We start from the raw sequence: 26,336 nt of genomic DNA on the forward strand, positions 1-26,336 counted from the left end.
TCGCACGGAAGGCCGCGTACCATGGACTGGCTCGACGCCCTGCGGACCCTGCGCTCGGAGCGCACGCCCGCGGTGATCGTCACGCTCGTCATGGTGCGCGGCCATGCGCCCCGCAACGGCGGCGCGAAGATGGTGGTGTCGCCGGACGGGATCTGGGGCACCGTCGGCGGGGGCAATCTGGAAGCCACCGCCGTTTCGCGTGCCCGGGCGATGCTCGCCGCGGGCACCGCCGAACCGGAGCTGCTGCCCCTCCGGCTCAACGACAAGGCCGTCACCGAGTACGGCGTGCAGTGCTGCGGAGGCGAGGTCACGATGCTGCTGGAACCCGTCCGGGTGGTGCCGGCGGTCGCCGTGTTCGGCATCGGCCACGTCGGCATCGAGCTCGCCCGCATCCTCTCCCGGCACGAGATCGACCTCTACCTCGTCGACTCCCGCGCCGAGATGCTCGACGACGAACGACTCGCCCAGGCAGGGCTGCTCACCGGCACCGTCGCCCGCGTGCACGTCCGCCGGGCCCCCGTGCCCGAATCGGTGCTCACCGAACTCCCCCCGGGCGCCCACGTGCTCGTGATGACCCACGACCACGTCGAGGACCTCGCGATCGTCGACCAGTCGCTGCGCACCCCCGGCGTGGGCTCGATCGGTCTCATCGGGTCGACGGCGAAGTGGTCCCGGTTCCGCACGAAGCTCGTCGAGGCGGGGCATCCCGAATCCGACCTCGAGCGGGTCACCACCCCCATCGGCATCCCCGAGGTCACCGGCAAGCAGCCCGCGGTCATCGCGGTGAGCGTCGCCGCCCGCATCCTCGTTCAGATCGAGCAGGCCGCCCCGGCATCCTGAGTTCCGCATGTGCGGTCTCGCCCTCCGCTCGTTGAGCGAGGAGCGCAGCGACGAGACGAAACGCAGTATGCCATTTTGCGCGTCTTGTTATTTAGCGTTTGCTCATTCCTCATTCGCTGCATTTGCAATTGCGGTGGGGGATTATGCGTTTCGTCTCGCTTCGCTCGCGGGGCGACCGGGGGAATGAAACAAGAAAAGGAGGATGCCCCGAGCCGAAGCCCGGGGCATCCTCCTTTTGCGCGAGGGTCAGTGACCCATGAACAATTCGATCGGGCCGCGGGCGAAGTACAGCAGGAAGCCCGCCGCGACCACCCACATCAGCCAGTGCACCGACTTCGCGTTGCGCGAGAACGCGTTGATCACCGCGTACGAGATGAACCCGACGCCGATGCCGTTGGCGATCGAGTAGGTCAGCGGCATCGTGACGATCGTCAGGAACGCAGGCAGTGCGATGTTGAACTTGTCGAACGAAATTTCGCGAACCTGGCCCATCATCATCGCACCCACCACGACCAGCGCGGCCGAGCCGACCTCGATCGGGACGATCGAGGTGAGGGGCGTGAGGAACATCGACAGCAGGAACAGCACGCCGACGACGGATGCCGCCAGGCCCGTGCGCGCCCCCTCGCCGATGCCCGAGGCGGAGTCGATGTAGACCGTGTTGGACGACGTCGAGGTGGCGCCACCGGCGACGGCTCCGAAGCCCTCGACGACGAACGCGGCGCGCAGGCGCGGGAACGTGCCGTCTGCCTTGGCGATGCCGGCCTCCTTGGCCAGGCCCGTCATGGTGCCCATCGCGTCGAAGAAGTTCGAGAACACCAGGGTGAACACGAGCATCAGGGCGGCCAGCGCGCCGATGCGGGCGAAGGCGCCGAAGAGGTCGAACTGGCCGACGAGGGCCAGGTTCGGCATCTGCACGATCTGGCCGGCGAACTGCGGGATGGCCATGTGCCAGTCGCCGGACGCCTTGGGCGAGTTGCCCAGGTGCAGGATCGCCTGCACGATCACCGAGACGACCGTCATGACCACGATGCCGATGAGGATGCCGCCGGGCACGCGGCGGGCCACGAGGATGCCGATCAGCAGCACCGCGACGACGAAGATGAGCGTGGGCACCGAGGTCAGTGATCCGGCGTCGCCGAGCTGCACCGGCGGGCCGCCCGCGGTGCGGGTCACGAAGCCGGAGTCGACGAAGCCGATGAAGGCGATGAACAGGCCGATGCCGACCGTGATCGCCGCCTTCAGGGACTGCGGCACGGCCATGAAGATCGCGGTGCGGACGTTGGTCGCCCCGAGGATCACGATGATGATGCCGTTGATCATCACGAGGCCCATGGCCTCGGGCCAGGTGACCTGCCCGACGACCGACACGGCGAGGAACGAGTTGATGCCCAGGCCCGCCGCGATGCCGAACGGCACGCGGGCGAACAGGCCGATGAGCACCGTCATGACGCCCGCGGTGAGGCTCGTGGCGGCGCCGACTTCGGCGAAGTTGAGGGTGTTGCCGACGACGTCCTTGCTGCCGGACAGGATGATCGGGTTGAGGATCACGATGTACGCCATCGTCACGAACGTGACGATGCCGCCGCGGATCTCGCGGCCCACGGTGGAGCCGCGCTTGGAGATCTCGAAGAACTTGTCGAAGCCGTTCCTGGGTTCGGCGTCGGCGGGTGCGCCCTGCGGCGCCCCGTCTTCGACAGAGGTGGGAGTTGACATGGGAGGGTCCTGTTCGAAGTGGGGGTTCAGTAGTCGATGCGCGCGGTGTTCGCGCTCCACTCGGTGAACGGCGACACGCGCTCCACCGGGTCGAGCTCGACGGGCCCGACCGGCATGATCTCACGATCCGCCGGGGTGCCTTCGAAGTACTTGTAGAAGACGGCGTCGTCGAAGCCGGCAGCCGCCGCATCGTTGCGGTCGGCGGCGAAGTAGACGCGGTCGATGCGTGCCCACAGCGACGTCGCCAGGCACATGGGGCACGGCTCGCAGCTCGTGTAGAGCGTGGCGCCGGTGAGGTCGAACGTGCCGAGGCCCTGGCACGCGTTGCGGATCGCGGTCACCTCGGCGTGCGCCGAGGGGTCGAGATTCGCCGTGACGCGGTTGACACCTTCGAACACCTGTCCGTCTGCCGAGACGACGATGGCGCCGAAGGGACCGCCCGCGTTGCGCACGTTGTCGGTGGCGAGGGCCACCGCACGTGCGAGATATGCGGCCGGTGTCGGTCGACCGGCGCCGGCTTCTGCGCCGGCATCGATCGTGGAGATTCCGATGGTCTGCATGGGAACTGAGCTTCCTTGCTAGTTGTCGCAGTCGGCGCCGAATTCGCGACCCTTATCGGATGAGGGCTTTGCCGGTAGATCCGCTGCTGCGTATGGATTCCGAAACGACTCTTCGTGGAGTGCTTCAGCACCCTCAAAAGTAGCACCACGACTCGTGCACGTCCAGCATTTTCGGAATCGATTTTCCGGATTGTGGTATATCTATTGCGATTCCGCAGATGCGGAGCTATCGTGATTCTCGTGACGCATTTTCGGATCAAGGAAGCAGCCCGACTGCTGGGCGTGAGCGACGACACCGTGCGGCGGTGGGTGAACGACGGACTCCTCGAGGCCTCCCTCGATTCCTCCGGCCGCCAGGTCGTCGAAGGCTCGCAGCTGGCCGCCCGCGCCCAGGCGCTGGCCGCCGCGGCGCGGGAGGATGCCGCCGAGGGCGAGCTGCGCCTGTCGGCGCGCAACCGGTTCGAAGGCCTGGTCACCCGGATCGAGATCTCGGGCCTCATCGCCCAGGTCGAACTCCAGTGCGGCCCGTTCCGCGTCGTGTCGCTGATGACATCCGAGGCCGCGCACGACCTCGGGCTCGAGGTCGGCTCGCGCGGCATCGCCATCGTCAAGTCGACGACGGTGATCGTCGAAGCCGCCGTCTGACCCCACCCCCTGGAGAACCTCGTGAAGACCACCCGTCTCATCGCCGTCGCGGCGACGACCCTGGCAGCCGCCCTCGCGTTCGCCGGCTGCGCCGGCACCGCCGACGCCTCCGGCACCGGACGGAGCAGCAGCCCGGCATCCTCCGCGGCACCGTCCGGCGACCTGACCGTGTACGCGGCGGCATCCCTGTCCGGCGCCTTCGACCGGCTCGCGAAGGACTTCCACGCCGAATACCCGGGCGTCACCGTCAAGCCGATCACCTACGACGGCTCGTCGGTGCTGGCCACCCAGATCATCGGCGGCGCCCCGGTCGACGTGTTCGCCTCGGCCGACCTCAAGAACATGCAGAAGGTCACCGCCGCGGGGCTCACCGAGAAGCCGGTCGACTTCGCCACCAACACGATGGAGATCGCCACCGGCCCGGGCAATCCGCTCGGCATCACCGGGCTCGCGGACCTCGCGAAGACGAAGTCCGGCACGGTCCCGCAGGTGGTGCTGTGCGCGCCCGAGGTCCCGTGCGGCCACGCCGCGCAGACCCTGCTGACGGACGCGAAGGTCACCGTGAACCCGGTGAGCGAGGAGCAGAACGTCACCGCGGTGCTCACCAAGGTCGAATCCGGCGACGCCGACGCCGGGCTCGTCTACGTCACCGACGTGAAGGCGGCCGGTTCCAAGGTGTCCGGCGTCGACATCGCGAACGCGGATGCCGCGGTCAACACCTACCCGATCTCCACCCTCACGGGTGCGGGCAACCCGGCTGCGGCCGACGCGTTCGTCGCCTTCGTCACGTCCGCCGCCGGCCAGAAGGTCCTGGCGTCGTTCGGCTTCGGCAAGCCGTGACCCCCACGGGCACGCGCACGCGGCTCCCGCTGTGGCTGGGCATCCCGGCCGCCGTGGGGGCCGCGTTCCTCGTGCTGCCCTTCGCCGCTCTCCTCACCCACCTCGACTGGACCGCGGTGCCCGCGGCGATCACCTCGCCCGCGGCGCTCCAAGCCCTGTGGCTGTCGCTCGGCACCGCGACGGCCGCCACCGCCGTGTGTCTCCTGCTCGGGGTGCCGCTGGCGATGTTCATCGCACGCTCGAGCGGGTGGCCGGCGACCCTGATGCGCACGCTCACCACGCTCCCCCTCGTGCTGCCGCCGCTCGTCGGCGGCATCGCGCTGCTGTCCTTCCTCGGCCGTGAGGGGATCCTGGGCGGATGGCTGCTGCAGTTCGGCATCCGCATCCCCTTCACGACCGTCGCGGTGGTCATCGCGCAGTCGTTCGTGGCGATGCCGTTCCTGGTGATCGCGATCGAGGGGTCGCTGCGCACCGCCGGCACCGCGCATGAGCTGGTCGCGGCCTCGCTCGGAGCGCACCCGTTCACCGTGTTCCGGCGGGTCACGCTGCCGCTCGCCGGCCCGGGGCTGCTGGCCGGCACCGTGCTGTGCTTCGCGCGCGCCCTCGGCGAGTTCGGGGCGACCGCACTGTTCGCCGGCAACGCCGCGGGCGTCACGCGCACGATGCCGCTGGCCATCTACACAGCCTTCAACGGCGCCGGGGTCGACGAGAACACGGCGATCGCGCTCTCGCTGCTGCTGATCCTCGTCGCGGTCGCCGTGCTGCTGGTGATGCGCGGGTGGCGCGCCGACGACGCGGTGGCGGGGACGATCCGATGACCGGGATGCTGTCCGCCGACGTGCGCGTCGCCCTCGGCGCGTTCGAGCTGGATGCCGCCCTCACCGCCGATCCGGGCGAGATCGTCGCCGTGCTCGGTCCCAACGGCGCGGGCAAGTCGACGCTGCTGGCGGCCGTGGCGGGGCATCGCGGCGTCGCGGGCACCGTGCGCATCGGCGACCGCGTGCTCGACGGCCCGGGACACCACGTGGCGCCCGCCGACCGGCGGGTGGGGCTCCTCGGTCAGCGGGCGCTGCTCTTCCCGCATCTGACGGCCCTCGAGAACGTCGCCTTCGGTCCGCGCTCGCAGGGGCGGCACCGATCGGCGGCGCGCGACACCGCCCGGGCATGGCTGGAGCGCGTCGGACTCGGCGACCTGGCCGGCCGCCGCCCGGCGGCCCTCTCCGGCGGGCAGCAGCAGCGGGTGGCGATCGCCCGCGCGTTCGCCGCCGCGCCCGACGCGCTGCTGCTGGACGAGCCGTTCGCGGCCCTCGACGTGCAGACCGGCGCGCAGGTGCGCCGCATCGTTGCGGGGGTCGCGAAGGATGCCGGCATCCCGATCCTCCTCGTCACGCACGACCCGCAGGATGCCCGCGAGCTCGCGGACCGCACCGTCGTGCTGCAGTCCGGACGCGTCGTCGACGAGGGCCCGACGCACGACGTGCTGCGCCGGCGGTCGACGGAGTTCGTCGCGGCGCTGCACGCACCGGGCGCGTGGACGGCGACCGTCACGGACATCGAGCGCGACGGCGACACGGCGCGCCTGCGCACCATGGAGCATCCCGACGCCCCGCTCGTCGTCCCCGCCGACGTCGCCGACGGCCTCGTCGCCGGCGTGCGGCTGCGCCTGACCGTCACCGTGGAAGAACATGCGCCCTGAGCCCGCGGCCACGCGCCCTGAGCCCGTCGAAGGGCAGGCCCCCGGGTCTTGCGCTTCGACAGGCTCAGCGCGCCCAACGCACGAGGCCGACCCCCAGAACCGGGTGCTACGGTTGTCGATCCGTAAGGGGGTCGAGGTGTCGATCACGCGCGGTTCCGCATCTGCGGAAACAATGGAGTCAGACGGACGCAGGCGCGTTCGCCGTGTTCGCGCGCTGGCATCCACCGGACTCTCCGACCGGCTGAACCGGCCGCTGCACGACCTGCGGATCTCGATCACCGACCGCTGCAACTTCCGCTGCGTCTACTGCATGCCCAAGACCGTGTTCGGACGCGACTACGCGTTCCTCGACCGGTCCGAGCTGCTCTCGTTCGAAGAGATCGTGCGCATCGCGGATGCCGCGGCATCCCTCGGCGTCCGCAAGCTCCGCCTCACCGGCGGCGAGCCGCTGCTGCGCCGTGGCGTGGAGGACCTCATCGCCCGCCTCGCCGAGCTGCGCACCCCGGAGGGCGACCGGCTCGAGATCGCGCTGACCACCAACGGCGCGGCGCTCGGCGTCAAGGCGCAGGCCCTCAAGGATGCCGGCCTCGACCGCGTGACCGTGTCGATCGACTCCCTCGACGACGCCCTGTTCCAGCGGATGAACGACGTGCGCTTCCCGGTGAGCCGCGTGCTCGCCGGCATCGACGCCGCCCACGCGGCGGGACTCGGCCCGATCCGGCTGAACATGGTCGTCAAGCGCGGCCTCAACGACCACGAGATCGTGCCGATGGCGGAGCACTTCAAGGGCACCCCGTACACGCTGCGGTTCATCGAGTACATGGATGTCGGCACCACCAACGGCTGGGCGCTCGACGAGGTCGTCCCCTCCGCCGAGATCATCGAGCGCATCGGCGCGGTGCACGAGCTGGAGCCGGTGGATGCCGGCGTTCCCGGCGAGACCGCCAAGCGCTGGCGGTACGTCGACGGCGGCGGGGAGATCGGCGTCATCTCGTCGGTCACGAACGCGTTCTGCGGCACGTGCAACCGGGCCCGCGTCTCCACCGAGGGAAAGCTCTTCACCTGCCTTTTCGCGACCGAGGGCCACGATCTGCGGGCGCTGCTTCGCGGGGGCGCGACCGACGCCGAACTCCGTGCCGCCCTCGGCGGCATCTGGGGAGCCCGCGACGACCGCTACAGCGAGGTGCGCTCCTCGCTCACCCCCGAACTGCGCGAAGCCCGCCACCGGGTCGAGATGAGCTACATCGGCGGCTGACCCTGCGCGGTCAGAGGCCGACCCACTCCGAGACGCCGTCGTCGTAGTGCTGGCGCTTCCAGATCGGCACCTCGTGCTTGATGAGCTCGACGACCTTCTCGCACGCGTCGAACGCCTGCGCGCGGTGCGGCGCGGCGGCCGCGGCGAACAGCGCCACGTCGCCGATCCGCAGGTCTCCGACGCGGTGGGATGCCGCGATCGCGTACCCGGTCTCGGCCGCCACCCGGGCGACGCAGTCCGCGAGGAATCGGGCCGCCTCCGGATGCGCACGGTAGTCGAGCGAGCGCACCGCGCGGCCGCCGTCATGGTCGCGCACGACGCCGCAGAACATGACCACTGCGCCGTTGGCGTCGCCCTCGACGGCGGCACGGATCGCGACCTCGTCGAGCGGGGACTCGCTGATCAGCTCGAACGGGTGCTCAGACAATGTCGTCTCCTTCGACTTCGCCGCCGACGGCGACGTACGACTGGATGCCGCCGGCGAGGAATACGACGTCGGCGTGTCCTCGTTCGGCCAGCAGGCGCGCGGCGGACCGCGCCCGCGGGTCGCGTTCGCAGACCACGACGATCGGGTCGCCGCCGGGAACCGGCATCCCGGCCCGCAGGTCGCCGAGCGGCACCGGGATCGATCCCGGGATGCGGCGGGCGGCGACCTCTTCGGGCTCGCGCACGTCGAGCAGCGTGATCCGCTCCCCCGCCCGCAGGCGCCGGGCGAGGGCGGCCGCGCTGAGCGCGGTGAGGTCGCCGTCATCCGGAACGCCGCAGAAGAGGTCGTAGTCGATCAGCTCGGTGATCTCGGGGGTCTCCGGTGAGACGGCGTACGGGATCTCGCGGGTGCGGGCGGTCAGGGCGTCGTAGGTGAGCACCCGGCCGAGGAGCGGCTCGCCGATGCCGGTGACGAGCTTGATCACCTCCGTCGCCAGCAGGGATCCGATCGCGGTGCACAGGGTCGGCAGCACTCCGCCGAGCTCGCACGAGAGCGCCTCGTCGGCGGGCGGCGGGCTCGGGAACAGGTCGCGGTAGGTCGGCCCGTGACCGTGCCAGGCGACGCCCGCCTGCCCGTGGAACCGCAGGATCGCGCCCCACACCAGGGGAACGCCGGCGAGCACCGCCGCGTCGTTGGCGAGATACCGGGTCGGGAAGTTGTCGCTGCCGTCCACGAGCAGGTCGTAGCCGGCGAGGATGCCCGGCAGCGTCGCCGCGGTGGCCCGTTCGGGATGCCGGATGACGCGGCATCCCGGATCGATCGCCGCGATCGCGTCGGCGAGGGAGTCGATCTTGGGCCGCCCGAGGTCGGCGACGCCGTGGGCGAGCTGGCGGTGCAGGTTGCTCAGTTCGACGACGTCGTCGTCGATGAGTCCGATGGTGCCGACGCCGGCCGCCGCGAGCACGGGCGCCACCGCGGTACCGAGGCCGCCGGCGCCGATGACGAGCACGCGGGCGGCAGCGAGACGCCGCTGGGCGAGGTCGCCGAACCCGGGCAGCATGAGCTGGCGGCTGTACCTGTCGATCCGCTCCGGCGTCAGCGCCGGTCCGGGCTCGACGAGAGGCGCCGTGAGCAGGCGATCAGTGGTCGAGGACACGATTCAACTCTACGCGCCGAGACCGATGGGGATCCTCGGAGTTTCCGTCATATGGATGCTTTTTTCCATATAGCGGGTAAGGTTGGAACCATGGTGACGGTCACGGTGCGGTACTTCGCCGCCGCCGCGGAAGCGGCCGGGCGAGAAGAGGAGCTCGTCGAGCTCGACGCCGCCGCGCCCACCGTCGCGACCCTCCGCGATCGCCTGCTCTCCCAGTATGGCGCGGCGATGGACCGCGTGCTCCGTTCCGGGTCGTTCCTGGTCGACGGTGTCGTCCGGCGCGACCCCGCCTTCCCGATCTCGCGCACGGTCGACGTGCTGCCGCCGTTCGCGGGCGGGTGACGATGAAGACGCACACCGAGCATCAGCAGGCCGTCGCCGACCTGCTCGCCCCCATCCTCGCCCGCATCGGCGAGCGATCCCAGGCGCTGCCGCTCGGCGAGGCGGCCGGCCGCGTGCTGGCCGCCGACCTCGTCAGCCCCATCGACCTGCCCCCGTTCGCGAACTCGCAGATGGACGGATACGCGGTGCGCAGCGCCGACCTCGCGGCTGCCGCGGCAGGCTCCCCCGTCGTGCTGACCGTCGGCCCGACCACCGCCGCAGGCGATGCGCCCGGCGTGCTCGAGCCCGGCTTCGCCAACCCGGTGATGACCGGCGCCGCGATCCCGGCCGGAGCCGACGCCGTCGTGCAGATCGAGAAGGCCGATCCGGCATCCTTCCAGGGCATCGGCGGCGACGTGCGCACCGCACCCGACGGCGCCGTCGTGCGGTTCGGCGAGCCGGTGGCATCCGGAACCTTCATCCGGGGCGCGGGCACCGACGTCGCTGCGGGCTCCCTGCTGCTCTCCGCCGGCACCCGCCTCGGACCGGCCCAGATCGGGTCGCTGGCCTCGGCGGGCGTCACCGAGGTCGCGGTGCGCCCGCGGCCCCGCGTGCTGCTGCTGTCCACCGGGCATGAGCTGCGCGCTCCCGGCGCCGAGCTCCCCTCCGGCAGCGTCTACGACGCGAACACGGCGATGCTGGATGCCGCCCTGCAGGATGCCGGTGCCGAGGTCGTCACCGCGACCGCGCCCGACGAAGCACCCGAGGTCATCGCCGCGATCGGCGCGCACCCCGACGTCGACCTCGTGGTCACCACGGGAGGCGTCTCGGCCGGCGCGTTCGAGGTGGTGCGCGATGCGCTCGGCCCGCTGGGGGTGGCCTTCGAATCCGTGGCGCTGCAGCCCGGCGGCCCGCAGGGTCTCGGCATCGCGGCGCTGCCCAGCGGCGCGCACGTCCCGGTGGTGTCGTTCCCCGGCAACCCGGTCTCGTCCCTCGTCTCGTTCGAGCTGTTCCTGCGCCCCGTGCTGCGCACCTACGCCGGGCTCCCGGCCGCGCGCCGGACGCTGCGGGCCCCGCTCGCACACGACATCACGTCGGTGCCCGCCCGGCACCAGGTGCGCCGCGCCTCGCTGCGCACGGACGGCAGCGTGGAGGTGGGGCATCCCAGCTCCCACCTGCTGCATGCATACGCGCTGGCCGATGCCCTCGTGCACGTGCCGGTCGGAGTGGCCTCGCTGGATGCGGGTGCCGAAGTGGAGGTCTGGCTGATCGATGAGTGACAACGGTTCTGCATCCGGGGGAAGCGTCCAGTCCGTCCGCCGCGCGTTCGACCTGCTCGAACTGCTCACCGACATGGGCGGCGTCGTGACGCTCAGCGAGCTGGCATCCGCCATCGACCTGCCGCTGCCGACGATCCACCGCCTGCTGCGCACCCTCGTGGCCCTCGGCTACGCGCGGCAGCTGCCCAACCGGCGGTACGCGCTCGGCCCGCGGCTCATCCGTCTCGGCGAGGGCGCGGGCAAGCAGTTCGGTGCGCTCGCGCGTCCGCAGCTGGCCGAACTCGTCGCCCAGCTCGACGAGAGCGCGAACATGGCGATGCTCGACGGCGACATGGTCGTGTACATCGCGCAGGTGCCGTCGTCGCACTCGATGCGCATGTTCACCGAGGTCGGACGCCGCGCCAACCTGCACGACACCGGCGTGGGCAAGGCGATCCTCGCGCAACTGCCCGACGACCAGGTGCGCCAGATCGTCGCGCGCACCGGGATGCCGACCCCCACCGCCAAGAGCCTCGGAACCATCGACGCCCTGCTGACCGATCTCGCCGCGATCCGCGAGCGCGGCTACTCGATCGACGACGAGGAGCAGGAGATCGGCGTGCGCTGCTACGCGATGGCGGTTCCGGATGCCCCGACCCCCACGGCGGTCTCGGTCTCCGGCCCCACCACGCGTGTCGACTACGGTTTCGCCGACCGCGCCGTGCCCCTGCTCAAGCAGACCGCCTCCCGCATCGCCTCGGACATGTACGCCTCCTGACGCGGCGTCCCGGCCGGGGCATCCTGCCCACGAGGCCCTCACTCGTCACGAATTGCGCCACGCAGCGCACATCGTGACGAGTCAGCAGTACCCCGGGCGCCCGCTCGTCACGAAACGCGCCACGCAGTGCACATCGTGACGAGTGAACACGAGCGCCAAGGATGCCCCGGCCTCCAGCCGTCCCACCGGCCCCCACTCGTCACGAAACGCATCGCGCTGCGCACATCGCGACGAGCCAGCAAGATCCCCCGGCCCCACTCGTCACGAATTGCGTCCCGCAGCGCACATCGTGACGAGCGAACGCGGCGGCCCCAAGGATGCCCCGGCATCCAGGCCCGCAACCGGCCCCCACTCGTCACGTAATGCACCCCGCCGCGCACATCGCGACGAGCCAGCAAGATCCCCCGGCCCCACTCGTCACGAAACGCGCCACGCAGTGCACATCGTGACGAGTGAACACGAGCGCCAAGGATGCCCCGGCATCCCGCCCCGACCGGCCGCCCGCTCGTCACGAAATGCGCCTCGCGGCGCGTTTCGTGACTAGCCGCGGCCGCCGAACGGCATCCCGCTGGCCGTGATGAGCAGCTCGCGCACGTTGGCGGAGGCCGGCAGGCGGGCCATGAACAGCACGGTGGCTGCGGCGTCCGCCACGTCGAAAGTGGGCTCGATCCGGCGGGAGCCGTCGGCCTGCAGCGCGCCGGAGCCGACGCCGAGTCCGGCCGTGATCTCGGTGGCCGTGTTGCCGATGTCGATCTGCCCGCAGGTGATCCCGAACGCGCGGCCGTCGAGGTCGATGGCCTTCGTCATCCCCGTGATCGCATGCTTGGTGGTGGTGTACGCGACCGACAGGGGGCGCGGGGAGTGCGCGGAGATCGACCCGTTGTTGATGATCCGCCCGCCCTGCGGCGACTGGGACTTCATGAGGCGCACGGCCGCCCGCGCGCACAGGAACGCGCCGGTGAGGTTCACCGCGACCGTGGCATCCCACGCGTCGACGGGTACCTCGTCGACGGATGCCGTGGGGCCGAAGGTCCCGGCGTTGTTGAACAGCACGTCGACGCGCCCGAAGGCTCCCTCGATCGCGGCGAAGGCGGCATCCACCTGGGCCGGATCCGTGACGTCGGTCGGGACGACGAGCGCGGCCGACTCCCCCGCCGTCTCGGCCAGGGCGTCGGCCCGGCGACCGAGCAGCGCCACCCGGTAGCCGGCATCCAGGAACGCACGGGCGGTGGCGCGGCCGATGCCGGATCCGGCGCCGGTGATCACTGCGACAGGGGACATGGAACCTCCGTATTCATTGTGGACGCACTCGGCGGTCACGGGCTGAACCTCCCGTGACCGCCGTTTCCCGCTGCGGGGATCTAGTGCGCCGAACTCGGTTCGTCGTCGATGATCGGCACCTCGTTGCCGTCGCTGTCGATGAGCTTGCCGTCCGCGTACCGGTCGCCGTGCCGCAGGGTGCGGATCGTCGCCGTGGGGATCGCCCGGGTCGGCGCCGCCGCGAAGACCGAGGAGTCGTGGCGGTTGCCCTTGACCCAGACGTTGAAGACCAGGTTCAGGAAGATCGCCATGATGGCCGCCGAGCTGATCGACGAGTTGAAGATGACCTGGAACCAGCTCGGGAAGTTGCTGTAGATGTCGTGGTTCACCTCGGGCAGGATGCCGAAGCCGATCGAGGTCGCGACGATGATCAGGTTCATGTTGTCGTCGTACTTCACGCGCGACAGGGTCCGGATGCCGGAGGCGGCCACCGTTCCGAAGAGCACGATGCCGGCACCGCCGAGCACGCCGCCCGGGATGGCTGCGACGAGGCGGCCGAGCACCGGGAACAGACCCAGGACGATGAGCACCACGCCACCGGCGGCGACCGCCCAGCGGCTCTTGATCTTGGTGATGGCGACCAGGCCCACGTTCTGCGCGAACGCGGTCTGCGTGAACGTGTTGAAGATCGGGGCGACCGCCGACGAGAGCATGTCGGCGCGCAGGCCGGCCGCGATGCGCTTGCGGGTGATCTTGGTGCCGACGATCTCGCCGATGGCGAGGATGTCCGCCGTGGTCTCGGTCATCGTGACGAGGATCACGATGATCATCGAGATGATGCCGGCGATCGGGAAGGTCGGCAGGCCGAACAGGAACGGCTGCGGGAAGGCGAAGATGTCGCCGGTGAAGACGTTCGAGAAGTCGGCCTTGCCCATGAGCGCGGCAACGACCGTACCGATGATCAGCGACAGCAGGATCGACAGACGCGACAGGGCGGCGCTGCCCACCTTCGAGAACAGGATGATGAAGAACAGCGTGATCGCGGCGAGGAGCACGTTGGTCGGCGACGCGTAGTCGGGGGCCTTCGGGTTGACGCCGACGATCCAGCCGGCGGCCACGGGAAGCAGCGACAGACCGATCGTGGTGATCACGACACCGGTCACGACCGGCGGGAAGAACCGGATGATCTGCGCGAAGAAGGGCGCCACCACGAGGCCGATGAGGGATGCCACCAGGATCGATCCGAAGACGCCCTGGATGCCGGCCCCCGACGAGACGATCGCGAGCATGGTCGCGACGCCGGCGAAAGACACGCCCTGCACGAGCGGAAGCTTCGACCCGAAGAAGGGGATGCCGACGGTCTGCAGCACGGTCGCGAGACCGCCGATGAAGAGGCAGCAGGCGACCAGGATGCCGATGTTGGTGGGACTGACCCCGGCGGCGGAGCCGATGATGAGGGGCGGCGCGATGATGCCGCCGTACATGGTCAGAACGTGCTGAAGACCGTACGTGAACGCACTGCCGATCTTCATCTTCTCGTCTTCGGGCCGGACCTCGGCCTCTTCGACGGTGGATGTCTTGCGCGACATGTGGGGTGGACCTCCCTGTCCGGTGCTCGCGGTCATTGCGAGCGGGAAGTGAATCTCACGGGATGTGATGAATCAGGTATTCAGTTGTGGAAACCCCTGGCCGATTCCGGGGAGTTCGTGGGGTGTGCGGGGCCCGGCGAGGGCCCCGCACGTCCTCTCAGCAGAAGCCGGCGATGCCCGCCCAGGCGGAGTCGTCGAGATCGGCGCCCTCGCGCTGCACGGCGGCCTCGATCTTGCCGTAGGGGCGGTCGGCGGCGTAGAACACCTCGTTGGGGTTCTCCAGGCCGAACGGCGACAGGTCGACGACGAAGTGGTGCTTGTTGGGCATCGAGAAGCGGATCTCGTCGATCTCCGGGTGCGCGGCGATGACGGCGGCGCCCATCTCGAACAGGGTCGTCTGCAGGGCGTACGAGTACTTCTCGGCGAACTTCTCCAGGAGGATCGCCTCGACCGATGCGTACACCGCGTTGAAGTCGACGTCCGTGGTGTTGTAGCGCCAGCGGGCCGACACGTCGGTCGCGAGGATGCGGTCGGTGGTCTCGGGCAGCGTCGTGTACTTGTCCTTGGGGTATCCGACGAAGCCGCTCGCGGTCGTCTTCAGGACGGTGAGCTCCTTGAGGCCGGAGATGACCCGGGGCGCGCCGCCGTCGTCGGCGACGACGACCGCGGTGCGCGTGGCGGTGTTGGTGCGCACGAAGGCGTGGTCGTGGTCGTTGATGCGCGACCAGGTGTACTGCTCCGCCTCCCAGCGACCGCCGGTGACCCACTCGAATTCCGAGGTGAAGTGCTTGTGCAGACGAAGGAGGAACGCCTCGGGGCTGCCGACGCCGTCCTTCGCGAACGCGTAGACCGTGTTCTTCTGGGTGTCGGTGGGAACGACCGGGGAGTTGTCGCCCTCGGTGTGCGCGACGGTGAAGTCGCCGCGCAGCTGCGAGGTGACGTTGAGGTCCTCGATCTCGTGACGGTCGGTGTCGCGCGTGACCTTGACGACACGCACTTCTGCCTTGCCGTACTGGTTCGGCCCCAGGACGATTCCGTTGTACTCAGTCATGTTCAGCTTCCTCGGTAGGTGGAATAGGCGAAAGGACTGAGCAGGAGCGGTACATGGTAGTGCGCCTGCTCAGCGTCGACGGTGAACGTCAACGCGACCTCCGGAAAGAAGGCGTCCGTCTTGATGCCGGCGAAGTAGGCCCCGGTGTCGAAGCGCAGGCGGTAGTCACCGCTTGCGAGTCGCTCGGGGCCGAGCTCTTTCACCCGCCCGTCAGCATCGGTGGAGCCCGCTCCGATCTGGTTCCATACGTCTCCGTCTCGGGCTTCCAGCACGACGGCGACGCCGACTGCCGGGGAGCCGGCGGTGGTGTCCAGAATGTGGGTGGTCACGTGGGAAACGCTCATGCGAGTGCTCCTTCAAGTCGAAGCGCTGCGATCTCGCGCAGCTGCTGCTCGATCACGACGAGCTCCTGCTCGGGCGTGTTGCCGAGCCGTTCGTCGATGGCGGCGAGGACGTCGTCGGCCGAGCGGCCGGCGGCGCGGATGAGGAAGACGCGGTCGAAGCGGTCTTCGTAGCGCCGGTTCGCGGCGGCGAGGGCGTCGGCGGCGGAGGCATCCACCCCGGACTGCTCGCCCCGGGCGAGGTTCGCCTCGGTGCTCTGACCGGTGGGGCGCTCCCCGATGCGCGGGTGGTGAGCCAGGGCACCGTCGAGCTCGGCCTCGGTGAACGGGGCGGCGGCGGTGAGGGCGGCATCCGCGACGGCGGCGACGTCGGCGTAGGGGCGGCCGTCGACGAGGGCATCGACCCAGCGGGGGATGTCGAGGCAGGGACGCACGAGCGCGGCGGCCTCATCGCGTGCGGCGGAGTTGAAGCTGTCGAGTGTCATCCGTGATCCTCATTGATCTTCCGTATTGCGGAAGTTTTCTTTCGTTTTCCGTTATCCATGGTGGAGACAACCGGAGCGATTGTCAAGAGGACTCAGGCGTCGATCCCGAGTTCCCCGCGAAGCCGGGCCACGTGGCCGGTGGCATCCACCCGGTACTGCGCGAGCTCGACCGCACCGGTCGGGCCGATCACGAAGGTCGAGCGCAGGATGCCGGTGACCGTCTTGTCGCCGATCTGCTTCTCGCCCCACGCGCCGTACGCCTTGGCGACCGCGGAGCCCGGGTCGCTCAGCAGCGGGAAGGTGAGGTGCTGGTCGCGCGCGAACGCGGCGATGTCCTCGGCGGAGTCGGGCGAGATGCCGATCACGTCGTAGCCGGCACCCTGCAGCGAGGCGAGGTTGTCGCGGAAGTCGCACGCCTCGGTGGTGCATCCGGGGGTCGCCGCCTTCGGGTAGAAGTAGACGACGGTACTGCGGTCGCGACCGGAGAGGGAGACGGGAGTGCCGGCGGCATCCGCCAGCGTGAAGTCGGGAGCGGTGTCGCCGGGCTGGAGTTCGGTCATGTCACTACCTCGTAATGTTTCCGGATACCGGAAGTTTTCTTCTGCTGTTCGGAATGAGTGTAGCCCGGCGCGGACTCGCGCCGCAATGCCCGACCGACAGGGGATGCCGGTCGATCAGCTCCGGCTGAGCTCCGTCTTGGCGTCGACGTAGGCCCGCTGGAGGCTCTGGCCGACCCATTCCGTGCCCCGGTAGACGTTGTGCGCGCCGAGCTCGTCGACGAGTCCGGATGCCTCCACCTGCCGCATCACCGCGGGTTCGCTGATCACGAGCTTGAGGGTGGAATCCGCGCCGCGCAGGTCCGCCGCCAGCCGCCGCAGCACCTCGACGAACGACAGCCCGATCTGGTCGGTGCCGCGCAGCCGCAGGATGACGACGCAGCGCTTCGAGTGCCGGCTCACGGTGGGCAGCTGCTTCTCGACGACCGGCGCGCTGGCGAAGAAGAGGCTGCCGTACGGCTGGAGGATGCAGATCTCACCCGGACCGACTGCGGCCGGAGGATCCGTCTCGCGCAGGCGTCCGTCGTCCTCGATGACCACCCGTCGCACCCGCACGCGGTTGGACTGCTGCGCCACGAACAGGACGATGCCGAGGCCGACCCCCATGAGCACCGCGAACTGCAGCGGGATGAGCAGGGTCAGCACGAAGGTCACGCCCATGACCGCGCTGGGGAGGGGCCCGCTCTTGACGACCGAGTACACCCGGCTGGGCTTGATCGCCCCGATGCCGACGACGATGAGCAGACCGGCCAGGGCCGGCATCGCGATGTACGCCACGATCTGCGACGCGAACAGCACGATGAGCGCGATCACGATGCCGGCGTACAGCTTCGCCATGCGCGTGCGGGCGCCGCCGCCGACCAGGAGCGACGAGGCCGAGGTCGACCCGCCCACCGGCACCCCCTGGAACGCGCCCGACACGATGCTGCCGATCCCCTGCCCGACGAGGTCGCGCGACACGTCCGGGCGACCGCTCAGGCTCGGGATGCTCGCGGCGACGCCGGCTCCCTGCACCATGGCCACGAACGCGAGCGAGATCGCCGGCAGGAGCAGCACCGGGACGTCGGTCAGACTCGGCAGCACCGGGATCGGCAGGGACGACGGGACATCCACCTTGTCGTCGAGCACCACGACGCCCTGGCGCACCCACAGGTCCAGGAGCGCCGCCACCACCGACCCGAGCACCACGGCGAGCACCAGCCCGAAGCTGCCGACCCGGGTGGGCTGCAGCACCATGATCGTCAGCACGGTGATCGCGCCGACGGCGAGCGCGGGCGCGCTCCAGCTCGGCAGGTGCGCGAGCAGGTCGAACGTCTTCAGCACCCGGTTCGCGCCGCGGGAGTCGTAGCCGGTGAAGTTGGACAGCTGCCCGAGCACGATGTTCACGCCGACGGCCGTGGTGAACCCGGTCATCACGGCGGTCGGCACGAACCGCACGAGGCGTCCGGCGCGCAGCAGGCCGGCGATGATCATGACGATGCCGGTCAGCATCGCCAGGGTGTACAGCGCGGCGTCGGGATCCTTCATGGACTCGAGCCCGGCATCCGACACGATGAGCGCCATCGAGCCGGTGCCCTGGACCGCCATCAGGGCGCTGCCGGTGAAGAACGCAGCGCCCACGAGACCGAACATGTAGCCGTAGAGCCCGGCGAGCGGATTCACTCCGGCCAGGAGCCCGTTCGCGAGGCCGTCCGGCACCGACTCGATGCCGAGCACCAGTCCGGCCACGGCATCCCTGCGCAGATTCTCGCGCGAGAACCAGCGGGTCGGTCGGGCAGCCATCGCCCCAGGCTACGCGGAGCAGCGCTCCCGGCGCACACGCTCGTACACCTCGAGCATGGCGGCCGTGCGGGACGACTGGTGGAACGTGCGGCCCACCTCGGCGCTCGGCTCCGGGGCGTCTCCGGACGCGATGTCCGCGGCCGCCTGCCGCAGCGTCGCGGCCAGCGCCTGCACCCGCGCCTGCGGGTCCGGGGCCGCGGGCACCTGCCACAGGCCCGCGTGCAGCTCCCCGCCGATATCGGGGTCGCTGACGATCGTCGGCGTGCCGAGGGCCGCAGCCTCGAACGGCGTCATCCCCTGCGTCTCGAATCCGATCGACGTCTGCACGAGCGCGTCGGCCGCGGCGAGCCGTCGCAGCACGTCGACGTACGGGATGCGGCCGCTGAACGTGACGGATGCCCGGGGCCGTTCCTTCTCGACGAGGCGCCGGGCCGCGCGCAGCTGCCCGCCGCCGCCGAGCACGTCGACCTCCGCCTCGACGCCCGAGACGGCCAGCGCCCGCAGGAAAGGCAGCAGCCGCTTCTCCGGGCTCATCCGGCCGATCCACACCAGTCGTGCCGGTCCGGGCCGGCGCGGGACGGGCACCTCGGCGCGCACCCGGTCGAGGAGGTCGTCGTCGATCCCGTTCCAGACGACGTCCACCCCGCCGCCGGACCGCGTGCGCACTCCGGCGCGCTCCAGTCGCCGGGCGAAGTGGCCGCTGGGGGCGGTGACGGCGTCCGACCGCACCGCGAACCGGCGCTGGTAGGCCCAGCCGTCGGTGCCGGCCACCGGATGCCCGGCCGGCAGGAGGCTCTGCTGCCAGGCGCCGATGCCGCGCAGCACCGCTCCGGGGAACGGCACCGTCGCGCGGATGCCGACGTCGACGCGGTTGTGCATGGTGTGCACCACCGGCACCCCGGCCCGCGCGGCATAGCGGTGCCCGATCACGGCCCCCCAGAAGTCGGCCTGGACGTGCACGAGATCCACCGGGGCGCGACGGCGCAGGGCGTCGTCGAGCACCCGGTCGGTCGGGCGCCCGGGCCACGTGAACGCGTATTCACGGTCGAGCGCGACCGGGAACGACGGCAGGTCGAGGTAGGCGGCATCCCCCGCGGCCGCGCGCGCCAGGGCGCCGTGCGGGCGCGGCGTGACGACCGTGACAGTGTGGCCGGCGCGCTCCAGATACTGCCGCTGAAGGCGCATGGACACCTGTGCTCCGCCGAGCGAGAGCGGATGCTGGTCGCCGAAGAACAGGATGTGCACGGGTTACTCGGGAAGCTCGTCGCCGCGGTAGAGGGCTTCGAACGTGTCGAGTGTGCGGTTGATGTCGTGGATGGCGACGCCGTCGAGGGACGCCTGCTGCATCCGGAGGCGCTCCGCGGGGCTCGCGGTGAGCACGTCGGTCAGGCGCGCGGCGAGCTCGTCGACGTTGCCGGGTTCGAAGAGGTACCCGTTCTCGCCGTCGTGCACGAGGTGCGGCAGGGCGACGGCGTTGGCGGCGACGATCGGCAGCGCCGACGCCATCGCCTCCATGGTGGCGATGGACTGCAGCTCGGCGATCGACGCGATCGCGAACACGCTCGCCTTCGAATACAGGGCGCGCAGGTCGTCGTCGGAGGTGTGCCCGTGGAATGTGACGCGGTCGGCGAGGCCCAGGTCGCGCGCGAGCTGCTCGAGCCGGTGGCGCTGGTCGCCGGAGCCGACGATGTCGAAGGTGGCATCCAGCGCGGGGTCGAGCTTCGCGATCGCCTTGAGGGTGACGTCGAGCTGCTTCTCGTTGGTGAGCCGGCCCACCGACAGGATGCGGTTCGCGTCGCGCGGCGTGAGGTCGGGGTCGTAGTTGGCCCGGTCGATGCCGCAGGAGATCGGGATGACGCCCTGGATGTCGATGGTGGACTCGAGGAAGTCGGCGGCCTTGCGGGTGGGGGTGGTCACCGCGCGGGTGAGGTCGAAGGTGCGCTTCGCGTCGTCCCACGCGAGCTTGACCACGACCTTGTCGAGCACCGGCGGCAGCGTCGTGAAGTCGAGGATGTTCTCGGCCATCACGTGGTTGGTGGCCACGATCGGGATGCCGCGCTTGCGGGCCTCGCGGGCGAGCCCGCGCCCCACCACGATGTGCGACTGGATGTGCACGACGTCGGGCTGCACCTCGTCGAGCACGCGCCGGGCGTAGTGCTTCGACATCCACGGCAGCACGAACGTGAGCCAGTCGTGCGGCTTCCAGCGCCAGGCCGGAATGCGGTGCACGGTCATCGGCTGGCCCTCGACGCGTTCGATGAACGTCCCGCCCGAGCGGTGGTCGGCGCTGGGCGCTTCGACGTGCACCTCGTGCCCGCGCGCGACGAGCCCGGCTGCCAGACGCTCCGCGAAACGGGCGGCGCCGTTGACATGCGGAATGAAGGTGTCGGCGCCGATGAGGATCGTCAGCGGGCGGCGGTCTGCGGATGCGGGGGGAGTCACGGGCGGGTGGCTGCTCTCTTCTCGCTTCACTTCGGACCCGCACCGGGTGAAGCGCGGGCGTGTCGAACTCTACCCGAGCGACCGGGGGAAACCCTTCGAGACCACTAGTCTGTGAGTCGACTGAGGAGGCATCCGTGCAACGACCCCTGGCCGGACTCACGCGGCAGAACCTCGTCCGCGAACTCGTCGCGGGCATCACGCTGATCGCGATCGCCATCCCGCTGAACATCGGCTACGCGCAGATCGCGGGGCTGCCCGCGACCGCGGGTCTGTACGCCCTCATCGTGCCGACGGTCGTCTACGCGCTCGTGGTGTCGTCGCGGCAGCTGGTGGCGTCGCCGGATGCCGCGGCCGCCGCGCTGGTGGCCTCCTCGATCGGCGGGCTCGCGGCGGCGGGCTCCCAGACGTATGCGGTCATGGCGATGGCGCAGGCCGTGATCAGCGGCGTGCTGTTCCTGGTGATGTCGGTGCTGAAGCTCGGGTTCCTCGCGAACTTCCTGTCGAAGCCCATCCTGGTGGGCTTCGTGGGCGGCCTCGCCCTCGACATCCTGCTGTCGCAGATCGCGAAGATGCTGGGCATCAAGATCGACTCGGGCGGCGAGTTCGTCGACAAGCTCACCGGCATCATCACGGGGCTGCCCGACATCCAGGTGTGGTCCCTCGTGATCTCGGCGCTGTCGGTGGCGGTGCTGCTCTTGGGCAAGCGGTTCGCGCCGGTGGTGCCGTGGGCGCTCATCGTGATGATCGTCGCGACGATCGCGACCGTCGCGGGAGGCCTCGAGTCCAAGGGCGTCTCGGTGCTCGGCGAGGTGCCGGCCGGTCCGCCGGTGTTCAGCTGGCCGGTCCTGAGCTGGGCGAACTGGTTCGCCCTCATCCCTTCCGCGATGGCCCTGACCATGGTGACCGTCGCCGAGGGCCTGCTCGTCTCGCGCTCGTACGGCGAGAAGCACCGCTACCCGACGAGCCCCAACCGCGACCTGTTCGCGTTCGGCCTGGCCAACATCGCCTCCGGCGCGAGCTCGTCGTTCGCGGTCGGATCCTCCACCAGCCGCACCGCCGCGATGGACTCGGCCGGCTCGCGCACCCAGCTCCCCTCCCTCGTCCTCGCCGTCGGCACGCTGCTGCTGCTCCTGTTCGGCACGTCGCTCCTGGCCGACATCCCGAGTCCCGCGATCGGCGCGATCGTCGGGGTCGCCGTCCTGCCCCTCCTCGGCATCCGCGAGTTCCTGGACCTGTGGAAGCTGGACCGCTTCGAGTTCGGCATCGGGGCGGCGTGCTTCCTGGTGACCCTGTTCGTGGGGTCGATCCCCGGCATCCTCGTCGCCTTCGTGCTCGCCCTGGTCAACATCGCCCAGCGGGCCTCGCGGCCGGCGATCGATGTTCTGGAGGAGGACGACAACCCCACCGACTCCCTGCTGGCGGATGCCCCGACGGGCGCGATCACCGCCCCCGGCGTCATCGTCGTGCGCATGGCCGCCCCGCTGTTCTTCGCGAACGGGACCGTGTTCACCACCGCGGTGAAGTCCGCGATCACCGGCGCCGGCGGGCCGGACAAGGTGCAGCATCTGGTGGTCGACATGGAGGCCGTCACCGACGTCGACGTCACCGCGGCGGAGGCCTACGCGGACCTGCGGGAGTGGCTGGCGGCCGAGGGCATCACCCTCTCCTACAGCCGCGTGCGCGAGGGCGCCCGGCCGCGCCTGGAGCGGTTCGGCATCCTCCGGACCGCGGGTGACGCCGCCGACGGCGTGTACCCGAGCAACCGGGAAGCCGTCGCCGCATTGACGACGCATCGGTGACGCATCGCAGACTCACCTGCGCAAATGTGATGGATGCGCGCTGAAACCCCCCGATCTGTGGTCAGATATACCAGAGAATCCCTTCTCTCCCTTGCACCATCCATCGAAAGGAAGCCTCAATGGACTTCTGGAATGTCCTCTGGCTGATCATCTGGTCGTTCTTCTTCGTCGCGTACCTGATGATCCTTTTCTCGATCATCGCGGACCTGTTCCGCGACGCTCACCTGAACGGATGGCTGAAGGCCGTCTGGATCATCTTCCTGATCTTCGTGCCGTTCCTCACCGCGCTGATCTACCTGATCGCGCGCGGCAAGGGCATGGCGGAGCGCAGCGCCGCTCAGGCCGCTGAGGCCAAGCAGGCCACGGACGCCTACATCCAGCAGGTCGCCGCGGGCAAGAGCCCGTCGGAGGAGATCGCCCACGCGTCGGAGCTGCTCAAGTCCGGCGCCATCACGCAGGCCGAGTTCGACCAGCTCAAGGCGAAGGCACTGGCATGAGCGAGTACCGCTACGGCCCGGTCGAGTTCTACCTCATCGGCTTCGAGGGCAGCCGCCCCTCGGAAGACAGCCTCGCCGCTCTGCTGGAGCTCGTCGAGACGGGCCTCATCCGCCTGCTCGACTTCGTGCTGATCGAGAAGGGCGCCGACGGCGACCTGACGATCCTCGAGGCATCGGAGACCGAGGACTTCGGTCTCGACGTCGCCGTCCTGCACGCTCCCGGCATCGCGGGCGACGAAGACATCGCCGAGTTCGGCGGGGCCATCCCCGACGGCTCGTCGGCCGCACTCGTGGCGGTCGAACTCACGTACCAGCGCGAGCTGGCCGAGCGCTTCGCCAACTCCGGCGGCGCGCTGCTCGGCTATGACCGCATTCCGGCTCCGGTCGTGAACGCGCTCATGGACGCATACGACGAGATCACGGAGGACTGATCATGCCTATCGGACGCATGGGACGACCCGGCCTGGTTGGCCTGGCCGCACGCACCGCTGTCGTCGCCGGCACCGCCACCGCTGTCAGCGGCGGCGTGGCCCGCCACCAGCAGCGCCGCGCGCAGGACCAGTACGACCAGCAGCAGTACGAGGCCGCACAGCAGCAGGCGGCGCTCGACGCCGCCGCCCAGCAGGCGGTCGCGCAGCAGCAGGCGGCGTACGCCCAGCAGCAGGCCGCTCAGCAGGCCTACGTGCAGCAGACGGCTCCGGCCGCTCCGGCTGCCCCGGCCGGCGGTGTGGACGTCGTCGCCGAGCTGCAGAAGCTCGCGGCTCTCAAGGAGCAGGGCATCCTCTCCGACGACGAGTTCGCCGCGGCGAAGGCGAAGCTCCTCAGCTGAGACGGCACTGAACCAGGACGGGGTGGGATGCTGCGGCATCCCACCCCGTCCTGCGTGTGGACGCGGCACTGCCACCTTTGCCCACTCGTAACGAAGTGCACGTGACGGCGCAGATCGCGACGAGCGAGCAGCCGATGCGTGCCCAGTCGTCACAAAGTGCGCCCCGCCGCGCGAATCGTGACGAGCGAAGCAACCCATGCGGCTCACTCGTCACGAGGTGCGCCCCGCCGCGCAGATCGTGACGAGCGAAGCCAAGAGGGATGCACGGTGGATGCCGCATTCCCGCCGTTGCCCACTCGTCACGAAGTGCACGTAACGGCGCAGATCGCGACGAGCGGGCCACCCGATGCGTGCCCACTCGTCACGAGGTGCGCCCCGCCGCGCAGATCGCGACGAGCGGGCGTCGCCGCCTCCCGGTCAGGCGGTCTCGGCGGCGGGCTCGGGGTCGGATGCCGGGTGGTCGCCGTCGGCGGAGTCGACCGGCGCGGCGTCGTGGTCGCCGGAGAGCCACCGCAGCCAGCTCGTCCCGGGGTCGCCGTCGAGCACCAGGGCCCGCACCAGCAGTGTCAGCGGGATGGAGAGGATCGCGCCGACGGGTCCGATGACGAACGTCCAGAAGATCACCGAGAAGAAGCTCAGCGTGAGGCTGAGGCTCACCGCGTCGCTGACGAATTTGGGCTGCACGAGCACCTGCAGGACCACGTTGACGACGCAGTAGATCGCGATCACGCCGAGCATCAGCGGCCAGCCGCCCACCACGAGGGCGAGGAGCATCGGCGGGATGAGACCGATGATGAACCCGATGTTGGGGATGAAGTTCGTCACGAACGCGAGGATCGCCCACACCGCCGGGGCGGGCACCCCGAGTGCCCACAGGGCCAGTCCGTCGATGATTGCGACGACCGCCCCGAACGAGGCGTTCACGACGTAGTAGCGGCGCACGCCGGAGTTGTAGGCCCGGATGCGCAGCATCGTGGGGTGGATGCGGGCGCCGAAGGCCGTCTCGGCGCCGGCGTATCGCCCGGCGTCGGCAGCCATGAAGATGACGTACGAGAAGATGAAGAACAGGGCGCCGAGCACGCTGATCACGGTGCCGCCCAGTGAGCCGGCGTACTTCAGGATGGTCGCCGGGTCGAGCACGCTGGCCGTCGCCGAGGACACTTGCTGCTCGTTGAGCCCCCACGACTTCAGCAGGTTGACGAGGCCGTCCGCCGTCTGGGCGAGCTGGGCGGCGTAGTCGCCGACGAGCTGTGCGAACTGCACCCCGGCGAAGGCGAGGAGCAGCGCCATCACGATGAGGATCAGCCAGCCGAGCCCGATCACGGCGGTGTTCGCGAGCCATCCCGGCCATCCGCGGCGGACGAGCGGCGCCCGCAACGGCATGCAGATGATCACGATCACCGCGCCGATCGCGAGCGGACCGATCATCTCGCGGGCGAAGTACAGGCCGGCGAGGGCGATGACGGATGCCGCCAGGACGACGAGGGTGCGCAGCGCCGAGCCCTGCGGTGCTGTGGAGGACGTCATCGAACCAGGCTACCGACGCGCGTCGCATGGCACCGCGCGAGTTCGCGCGCCCAGCGAACGTCGGGCCTCAGAATGGTGGCGCTTCTTCGGGTCTCAGCGCTGTCCGGCTCGCGCGCAGGCTCTGTGATCGCGTACCGGGTTCTTGGCCGGGTGGTCGGTCGGGGACGAACCGGACGGCGCCCGGGGGGCGGGTGCGGTACCCGCGGCGCGTCGGGGACGTGAAGTGCAGGATGCCGCCGGGGAGTTGCTGCACGGTCCAGTCGGTGTGGTGCTTCACCGTGTGGTGGCGTTCGCACAGGCAGGCGAGCTTGCACAGGGCGGTGGGTCCGCCCTCACTGTGCGCGATGGTGTGGTCGATGTCGCATTTTTTGGCGGGGCGGCGGCAGCCGGGGAACCGGCAGGTCTCATCCCTGGCTTGCAGGAGACGTTTCATCGCGGTGCAGGGTCGGCGTTTGTCGACGGTGACCGGGACCCCGGTGGTCGGGTCGGTGAAGATCCGGTACCAGTCGTCCGACCCGCCGGCGAGGTGTCGGGCGGTGTCGTCGTCGACGAGCCCGGCGCCGGGGATCTGCGCGCCGCCGGTGGTGGTGCCGGCCAGGGTGGAGGCGGGGATGGTGAGGTGCACGGTGGCTTGGATGGCGCCGAGTGCATCGCGGTGTTCGGGGGTGGTGCCGTGCCCGTCGG

General features: G+C 70.1%; 28 protein-coding genes. 13 read left to right on the plus strand and 15 right to left on the minus strand.

The window, feature by feature from the left end:
* Positions 1-21 precede the first annotated feature (21 nt).
* Positions 22-840, plus strand: coding sequence for a xanthine dehydrogenase accessory protein XdhC (gene xdhC, locus LK09_RS10585; RefSeq protein ID WP_039399139.1), 819 nt, complete (start codon positions 22-24; stop codon positions 838-840).
* A 246-nt stretch (positions 841-1,086) separates the two neighbouring features.
* Here the strand turns inward: xdhC and LK09_RS10590 are convergent, their stop codons facing one another.
* Together LK09_RS10590 and LK09_RS10595 are read right to left on the minus strand one after the other, a co-directional pair.
* Positions 1,087-2,556: an NCS2 family permease gene (locus tag LK09_RS10590; protein ID WP_039399084.1), complete on the minus strand. Its 1,470-nt coding sequence runs from the start codon at positions 2,554-2,556 to the stop codon at positions 1,087-1,089.
* A gap of 26 nt (positions 2,557-2,582) precedes the next feature.
* Positions 2,583-3,116, minus strand: coding sequence for a nucleoside deaminase (locus tag LK09_RS10595; protein ID WP_082008195.1), 534 nt, complete (start codon positions 3,114-3,116; stop codon positions 2,583-2,585).
* Positions 3,117-3,356: 240 nt separating this feature from the next.
* Here LK09_RS10595 and LK09_RS10600 point away from each other — a divergent pair, with 240 nt between their 5' ends.
* From LK09_RS10600 to moaA, 5 genes are all read left to right on the plus strand, one after another.
* Positions 3,357-3,761: a TOBE domain-containing protein gene (locus LK09_RS10600; protein WP_039399143.1), complete on the plus strand. Its 405-nt coding sequence runs from the start codon at positions 3,357-3,359 to the stop codon at positions 3,759-3,761.
* A gap of 21 nt (positions 3,762-3,782) precedes the next feature.
* On the plus strand, positions 3,783-4,601 hold the full coding sequence (gene modA, locus LK09_RS10605) for a molybdate ABC transporter substrate-binding protein (RefSeq protein WP_039399085.1): 819 nt from the start codon (positions 3,783-3,785) through the stop codon (positions 4,599-4,601).
* Complete coding sequence (locus tag LK09_RS10610; protein WP_039399087.1) at positions 4,598-5,419, plus strand: ABC transporter permease; 822 nt, start codon at positions 4,598-4,600, stop codon at positions 5,417-5,419. Before modA ends, LK09_RS10610 begins: the two co-directional genes overlap by 4 nt.
* Positions 5,416-6,297, plus strand: coding sequence for a sulfate/molybdate ABC transporter ATP-binding protein (locus LK09_RS10615; protein WP_052226668.1), 882 nt, complete (start codon positions 5,416-5,418; stop codon positions 6,295-6,297). Before LK09_RS10610 ends, LK09_RS10615 begins: the two co-directional genes overlap by 4 nt.
* A gap of 172 nt (positions 6,298-6,469) precedes the next feature.
* Positions 6,470-7,552: a GTP 3',8-cyclase MoaA gene (gene moaA / locus LK09_RS10620; RefSeq protein ID WP_052226669.1), complete on the plus strand. Its 1,083-nt coding sequence runs from the start codon at positions 6,470-6,472 to the stop codon at positions 7,550-7,552.
* Positions 7,553-7,562: 10 nt separating this feature from the next.
* Here the strand turns inward: moaA and LK09_RS21470 are convergent, their stop codons facing one another.
* Positions 7,563-7,979 carry a molybdenum cofactor biosynthesis protein MoaE gene (locus LK09_RS21470; protein ID WP_231563016.1) on the minus strand — a complete coding sequence of 139 codons (417 nt, stop codon included), beginning with the start codon at positions 7,977-7,979 and terminating at the stop codon, positions 7,563-7,565.
* Entirely contained in the window at positions 7,972-9,135 is a 1,164-nt protein-coding gene (locus tag LK09_RS10630; RefSeq protein ID WP_039399089.1) for a ThiF family adenylyltransferase, read from the minus strand. Before LK09_RS10630 ends, LK09_RS21470 begins: the two co-directional genes overlap by 8 nt.
* Positions 9,136-9,225: 90 nt before the next feature.
* On the opposite strand from LK09_RS10630, the gene LK09_RS10635 reads away from it, so the two are divergent.
* Genes LK09_RS10635 through LK09_RS10645 form a run of 3 tightly spaced genes read left to right on the plus strand, consistent with a single transcriptional unit; the run spans position 9,226 to position 11,493 of the window.
* Complete coding sequence (locus tag LK09_RS10635) at positions 9,226-9,477, plus strand: MoaD/ThiS family protein (RefSeq protein WP_039399091.1); 252 nt, start codon at positions 9,226-9,228, stop codon at positions 9,475-9,477.
* Between the two features lie 2 nt (positions 9,478-9,479).
* Positions 9,480-10,736 (plus strand): molybdopterin molybdotransferase MoeA, encoded by a 1,257-nt coding sequence (locus LK09_RS10640; RefSeq protein WP_039399093.1) that lies wholly within the window; start codon positions 9,480-9,482, stop codon positions 10,734-10,736.
* On the plus strand, positions 10,729-11,493 hold the full coding sequence (locus tag LK09_RS10645) for an IclR family transcriptional regulator (RefSeq protein WP_039399095.1): 765 nt from the start codon (positions 10,729-10,731) through the stop codon (positions 11,491-11,493). Before LK09_RS10640 ends, LK09_RS10645 begins: the two co-directional genes overlap by 8 nt.
* A 540-nt stretch (positions 11,494-12,033) precedes the next feature.
* Here LK09_RS10645 and LK09_RS10650 read toward each other — a convergent pair.
* The 9 genes from LK09_RS10650 to LK09_RS10690 all read right to left on the minus strand — a co-directional run bounded on the left by LK09_RS10650 (position 12,034) and on the right by LK09_RS10690 (position 21,000).
* Entirely contained in the window at positions 12,034-12,774 is a 741-nt protein-coding gene (locus tag LK09_RS10650) for an SDR family oxidoreductase (RefSeq protein ID WP_039399097.1), read from the minus strand.
* A gap of 80 nt (positions 12,775-12,854) precedes the next feature.
* The gene (locus LK09_RS10655; protein ID WP_039399099.1) at positions 12,855-14,342 is read right to left on the minus strand and encodes a nucleobase:cation symporter-2 family protein; all 1,488 of its coding nucleotides are present in this window, start codon (positions 14,340-14,342) and stop codon (positions 12,855-12,857) included.
* A gap of 157 nt (positions 14,343-14,499) precedes the next feature.
* Positions 14,500-15,393: a factor-independent urate hydroxylase gene (gene pucL / locus LK09_RS10660; RefSeq protein ID WP_039399101.1), complete on the minus strand. Its 894-nt coding sequence runs from the start codon at positions 15,391-15,393 to the stop codon at positions 14,500-14,502.
* A gap of 2 nt (positions 15,394-15,395) precedes the next feature.
* A complete protein-coding gene (uraH, locus tag LK09_RS10665; RefSeq protein ID WP_039399104.1) occupies positions 15,396-15,737 on the minus strand; it encodes a hydroxyisourate hydrolase in 342 nt (113 codons plus the stop codon).
* Positions 15,734-16,219 carry a 2-oxo-4-hydroxy-4-carboxy-5-ureidoimidazoline decarboxylase gene (gene uraD, locus LK09_RS10670; RefSeq protein WP_039399106.1) on the minus strand — a complete coding sequence of 162 codons (486 nt, stop codon included), beginning with the start codon at positions 16,217-16,219 and terminating at the stop codon, positions 15,734-15,736. Before uraD ends, uraH begins: the two co-directional genes overlap by 4 nt.
* A gap of 92 nt (positions 16,220-16,311) precedes the next feature.
* The gene (locus tag LK09_RS10675) at positions 16,312-16,779 is read right to left on the minus strand and encodes a peroxiredoxin (protein ID WP_039399108.1); all 468 of its coding nucleotides are present in this window, start codon (positions 16,777-16,779) and stop codon (positions 16,312-16,314) included.
* Between the two features lie 114 nt (positions 16,780-16,893).
* On the minus strand, positions 16,894-18,558 hold the full coding sequence (locus LK09_RS10680; protein ID WP_039399109.1) for a SulP family inorganic anion transporter: 1,665 nt from the start codon (positions 18,556-18,558) through the stop codon (positions 16,894-16,896).
* A gap of 9 nt (positions 18,559-18,567) precedes the next feature.
* Positions 18,568-19,803 (minus strand): glycosyltransferase, encoded by a 1,236-nt coding sequence (locus tag LK09_RS10685; protein WP_039399111.1) that lies wholly within the window; start codon positions 19,801-19,803, stop codon positions 18,568-18,570.
* Between the two features lie 3 nt (positions 19,804-19,806).
* Positions 19,807-21,000 (minus strand): glycosyltransferase, encoded by a 1,194-nt coding sequence (locus tag LK09_RS10690; protein ID WP_082008197.1) that lies wholly within the window; start codon positions 20,998-21,000, stop codon positions 19,807-19,809.
* Positions 21,001-21,134: 134 nt separating this feature from the next.
* On the opposite strand from LK09_RS10690, the gene LK09_RS10695 reads away from it, so the two are divergent.
* From LK09_RS10695 to LK09_RS10710, 4 genes are all read left to right on the plus strand, one after another.
* On the plus strand, positions 21,135-22,799 hold the full coding sequence (locus tag LK09_RS10695) for a SulP family inorganic anion transporter (protein ID WP_039399115.1): 1,665 nt from the start codon (positions 21,135-21,137) through the stop codon (positions 22,797-22,799).
* A 119-nt stretch (positions 22,800-22,918) separates the two neighbouring features.
* The gene (locus tag LK09_RS10700) at positions 22,919-23,296 is read left to right on the plus strand and encodes an SHOCT domain-containing protein (RefSeq protein WP_039399118.1); all 378 of its coding nucleotides are present in this window, start codon (positions 22,919-22,921) and stop codon (positions 23,294-23,296) included.
* Positions 23,293-23,727: a DUF6325 family protein gene (locus LK09_RS10705; RefSeq protein WP_039399119.1), complete on the plus strand. Its 435-nt coding sequence runs from the start codon at positions 23,293-23,295 to the stop codon at positions 23,725-23,727. Before LK09_RS10700 ends, LK09_RS10705 begins: the two co-directional genes overlap by 4 nt.
* Before the next feature lie 2 nt (positions 23,728-23,729).
* Positions 23,730-24,125 carry an SHOCT domain-containing protein gene (locus tag LK09_RS10710; RefSeq protein ID WP_231563017.1) on the plus strand — a complete coding sequence of 132 codons (396 nt, stop codon included), beginning with the start codon at positions 23,730-23,732 and terminating at the stop codon, positions 24,123-24,125.
* 417 nt (positions 24,126-24,542) lie between these two features.
* Here the strand turns inward: LK09_RS10710 and LK09_RS10715 are convergent, their stop codons facing one another.
* Entirely contained in the window at positions 24,543-25,652 is a 1,110-nt protein-coding gene (locus LK09_RS10715; RefSeq protein WP_052226670.1) for an AI-2E family transporter, read from the minus strand.
* Positions 25,653-25,719: 67 nt separating this feature from the next.
* Positions 25,720-26,336 (minus strand): HNH endonuclease signature motif containing protein (locus LK09_RS21770; protein ID WP_197061027.1); only part of this gene is annotated, 617 nt, incomplete at its 5' end.

Origin of the sequence: Microbacterium mangrovi (genome assembly GCF_000802305.1) — a bacterium.
GTDB lineage: Bacteria > Actinomycetota > Actinomycetes > Actinomycetales > Microbacteriaceae > Microbacterium > Microbacterium mangrovi.

Excerpts from the sequence above, each read along its gene's own strand:
- xdhC (WP_039399139.1), top strand. The coding sequence starts at position 22 with ATGGACTGGCTCGACGCCCTGCGGACCCTGCGCTCGGAGCGCACGCCC.
- LK09_RS10590 (WP_039399084.1), bottom strand. The coding sequence starts at position 2,556 with ATGTCAACTCCCACCTCTGTCGAAGACGGGGCGCCGCAGGGCGCACCC.
- LK09_RS10595 (WP_082008195.1), bottom strand. The coding sequence starts at position 3,116 with ATGCAGACCATCGGAATCTCCACGATCGATGCCGGCGCAGAAGCCGGC.
- LK09_RS10615 (WP_052226668.1), top strand. The coding sequence starts at position 5,416 with ATGACCGGGATGCTGTCCGCCGACGTGCGCGTCGCCCTCGGCGCGTTC.
- moaA (WP_052226669.1), top strand. The coding sequence starts at position 6,470 with ATGGAGTCAGACGGACGCAGGCGCGTTCGCCGTGTTCGCGCGCTGGCA.
- LK09_RS10635 (WP_039399091.1), top strand. The coding sequence starts at position 9,226 with ATGGTGACGGTCACGGTGCGGTACTTCGCCGCCGCCGCGGAAGCGGCC.
- LK09_RS10640 (WP_039399093.1), top strand. The coding sequence starts at position 9,480 with ATGAAGACGCACACCGAGCATCAGCAGGCCGTCGCCGACCTGCTCGCC.
- LK09_RS10645 (WP_039399095.1), top strand. The coding sequence starts at position 10,729 with ATGAGTGACAACGGTTCTGCATCCGGGGGAAGCGTCCAGTCCGTCCGC.
- LK09_RS10650 (WP_039399097.1), bottom strand. The coding sequence starts at position 12,774 with ATGTCCCCTGTCGCAGTGATCACCGGCGCCGGATCCGGCATCGGCCGC.
- LK09_RS10655 (WP_039399099.1), bottom strand. The coding sequence starts at position 14,342 with ATGTCGCGCAAGACATCCACCGTCGAAGAGGCCGAGGTCCGGCCCGAA.
- pucL (WP_039399101.1), bottom strand. The coding sequence starts at position 15,393 with ATGACTGAGTACAACGGAATCGTCCTGGGGCCGAACCAGTACGGCAAG.
- uraH (WP_039399104.1), bottom strand. The coding sequence starts at position 15,737 with ATGAGCGTTTCCCACGTGACCACCCACATTCTGGACACCACCGCCGGC.
- uraD (WP_039399106.1), bottom strand. The coding sequence starts at position 16,219 with ATGACACTCGACAGCTTCAACTCCGCCGCACGCGATGAGGCCGCCGCG.
- LK09_RS10675 (WP_039399108.1), bottom strand. The coding sequence starts at position 16,779 with ATGACCGAACTCCAGCCCGGCGACACCGCTCCCGACTTCACGCTGGCG.
- LK09_RS10680 (WP_039399109.1), bottom strand. The coding sequence starts at position 18,558 with ATGGCTGCCCGACCGACCCGCTGGTTCTCGCGCGAGAATCTGCGCAGG.
- LK09_RS10700 (WP_039399118.1), top strand. The coding sequence starts at position 22,919 with ATGGACTTCTGGAATGTCCTCTGGCTGATCATCTGGTCGTTCTTCTTC.
- LK09_RS10705 (WP_039399119.1), top strand. The coding sequence starts at position 23,293 with ATGAGCGAGTACCGCTACGGCCCGGTCGAGTTCTACCTCATCGGCTTC.
- LK09_RS10710 (WP_231563017.1), top strand. The coding sequence starts at position 23,730 with ATGCCTATCGGACGCATGGGACGACCCGGCCTGGTTGGCCTGGCCGCA.
- LK09_RS10715 (WP_052226670.1), bottom strand. The coding sequence starts at position 25,652 with ATGACGTCCTCCACAGCACCGCAGGGCTCGGCGCTGCGCACCCTCGTC.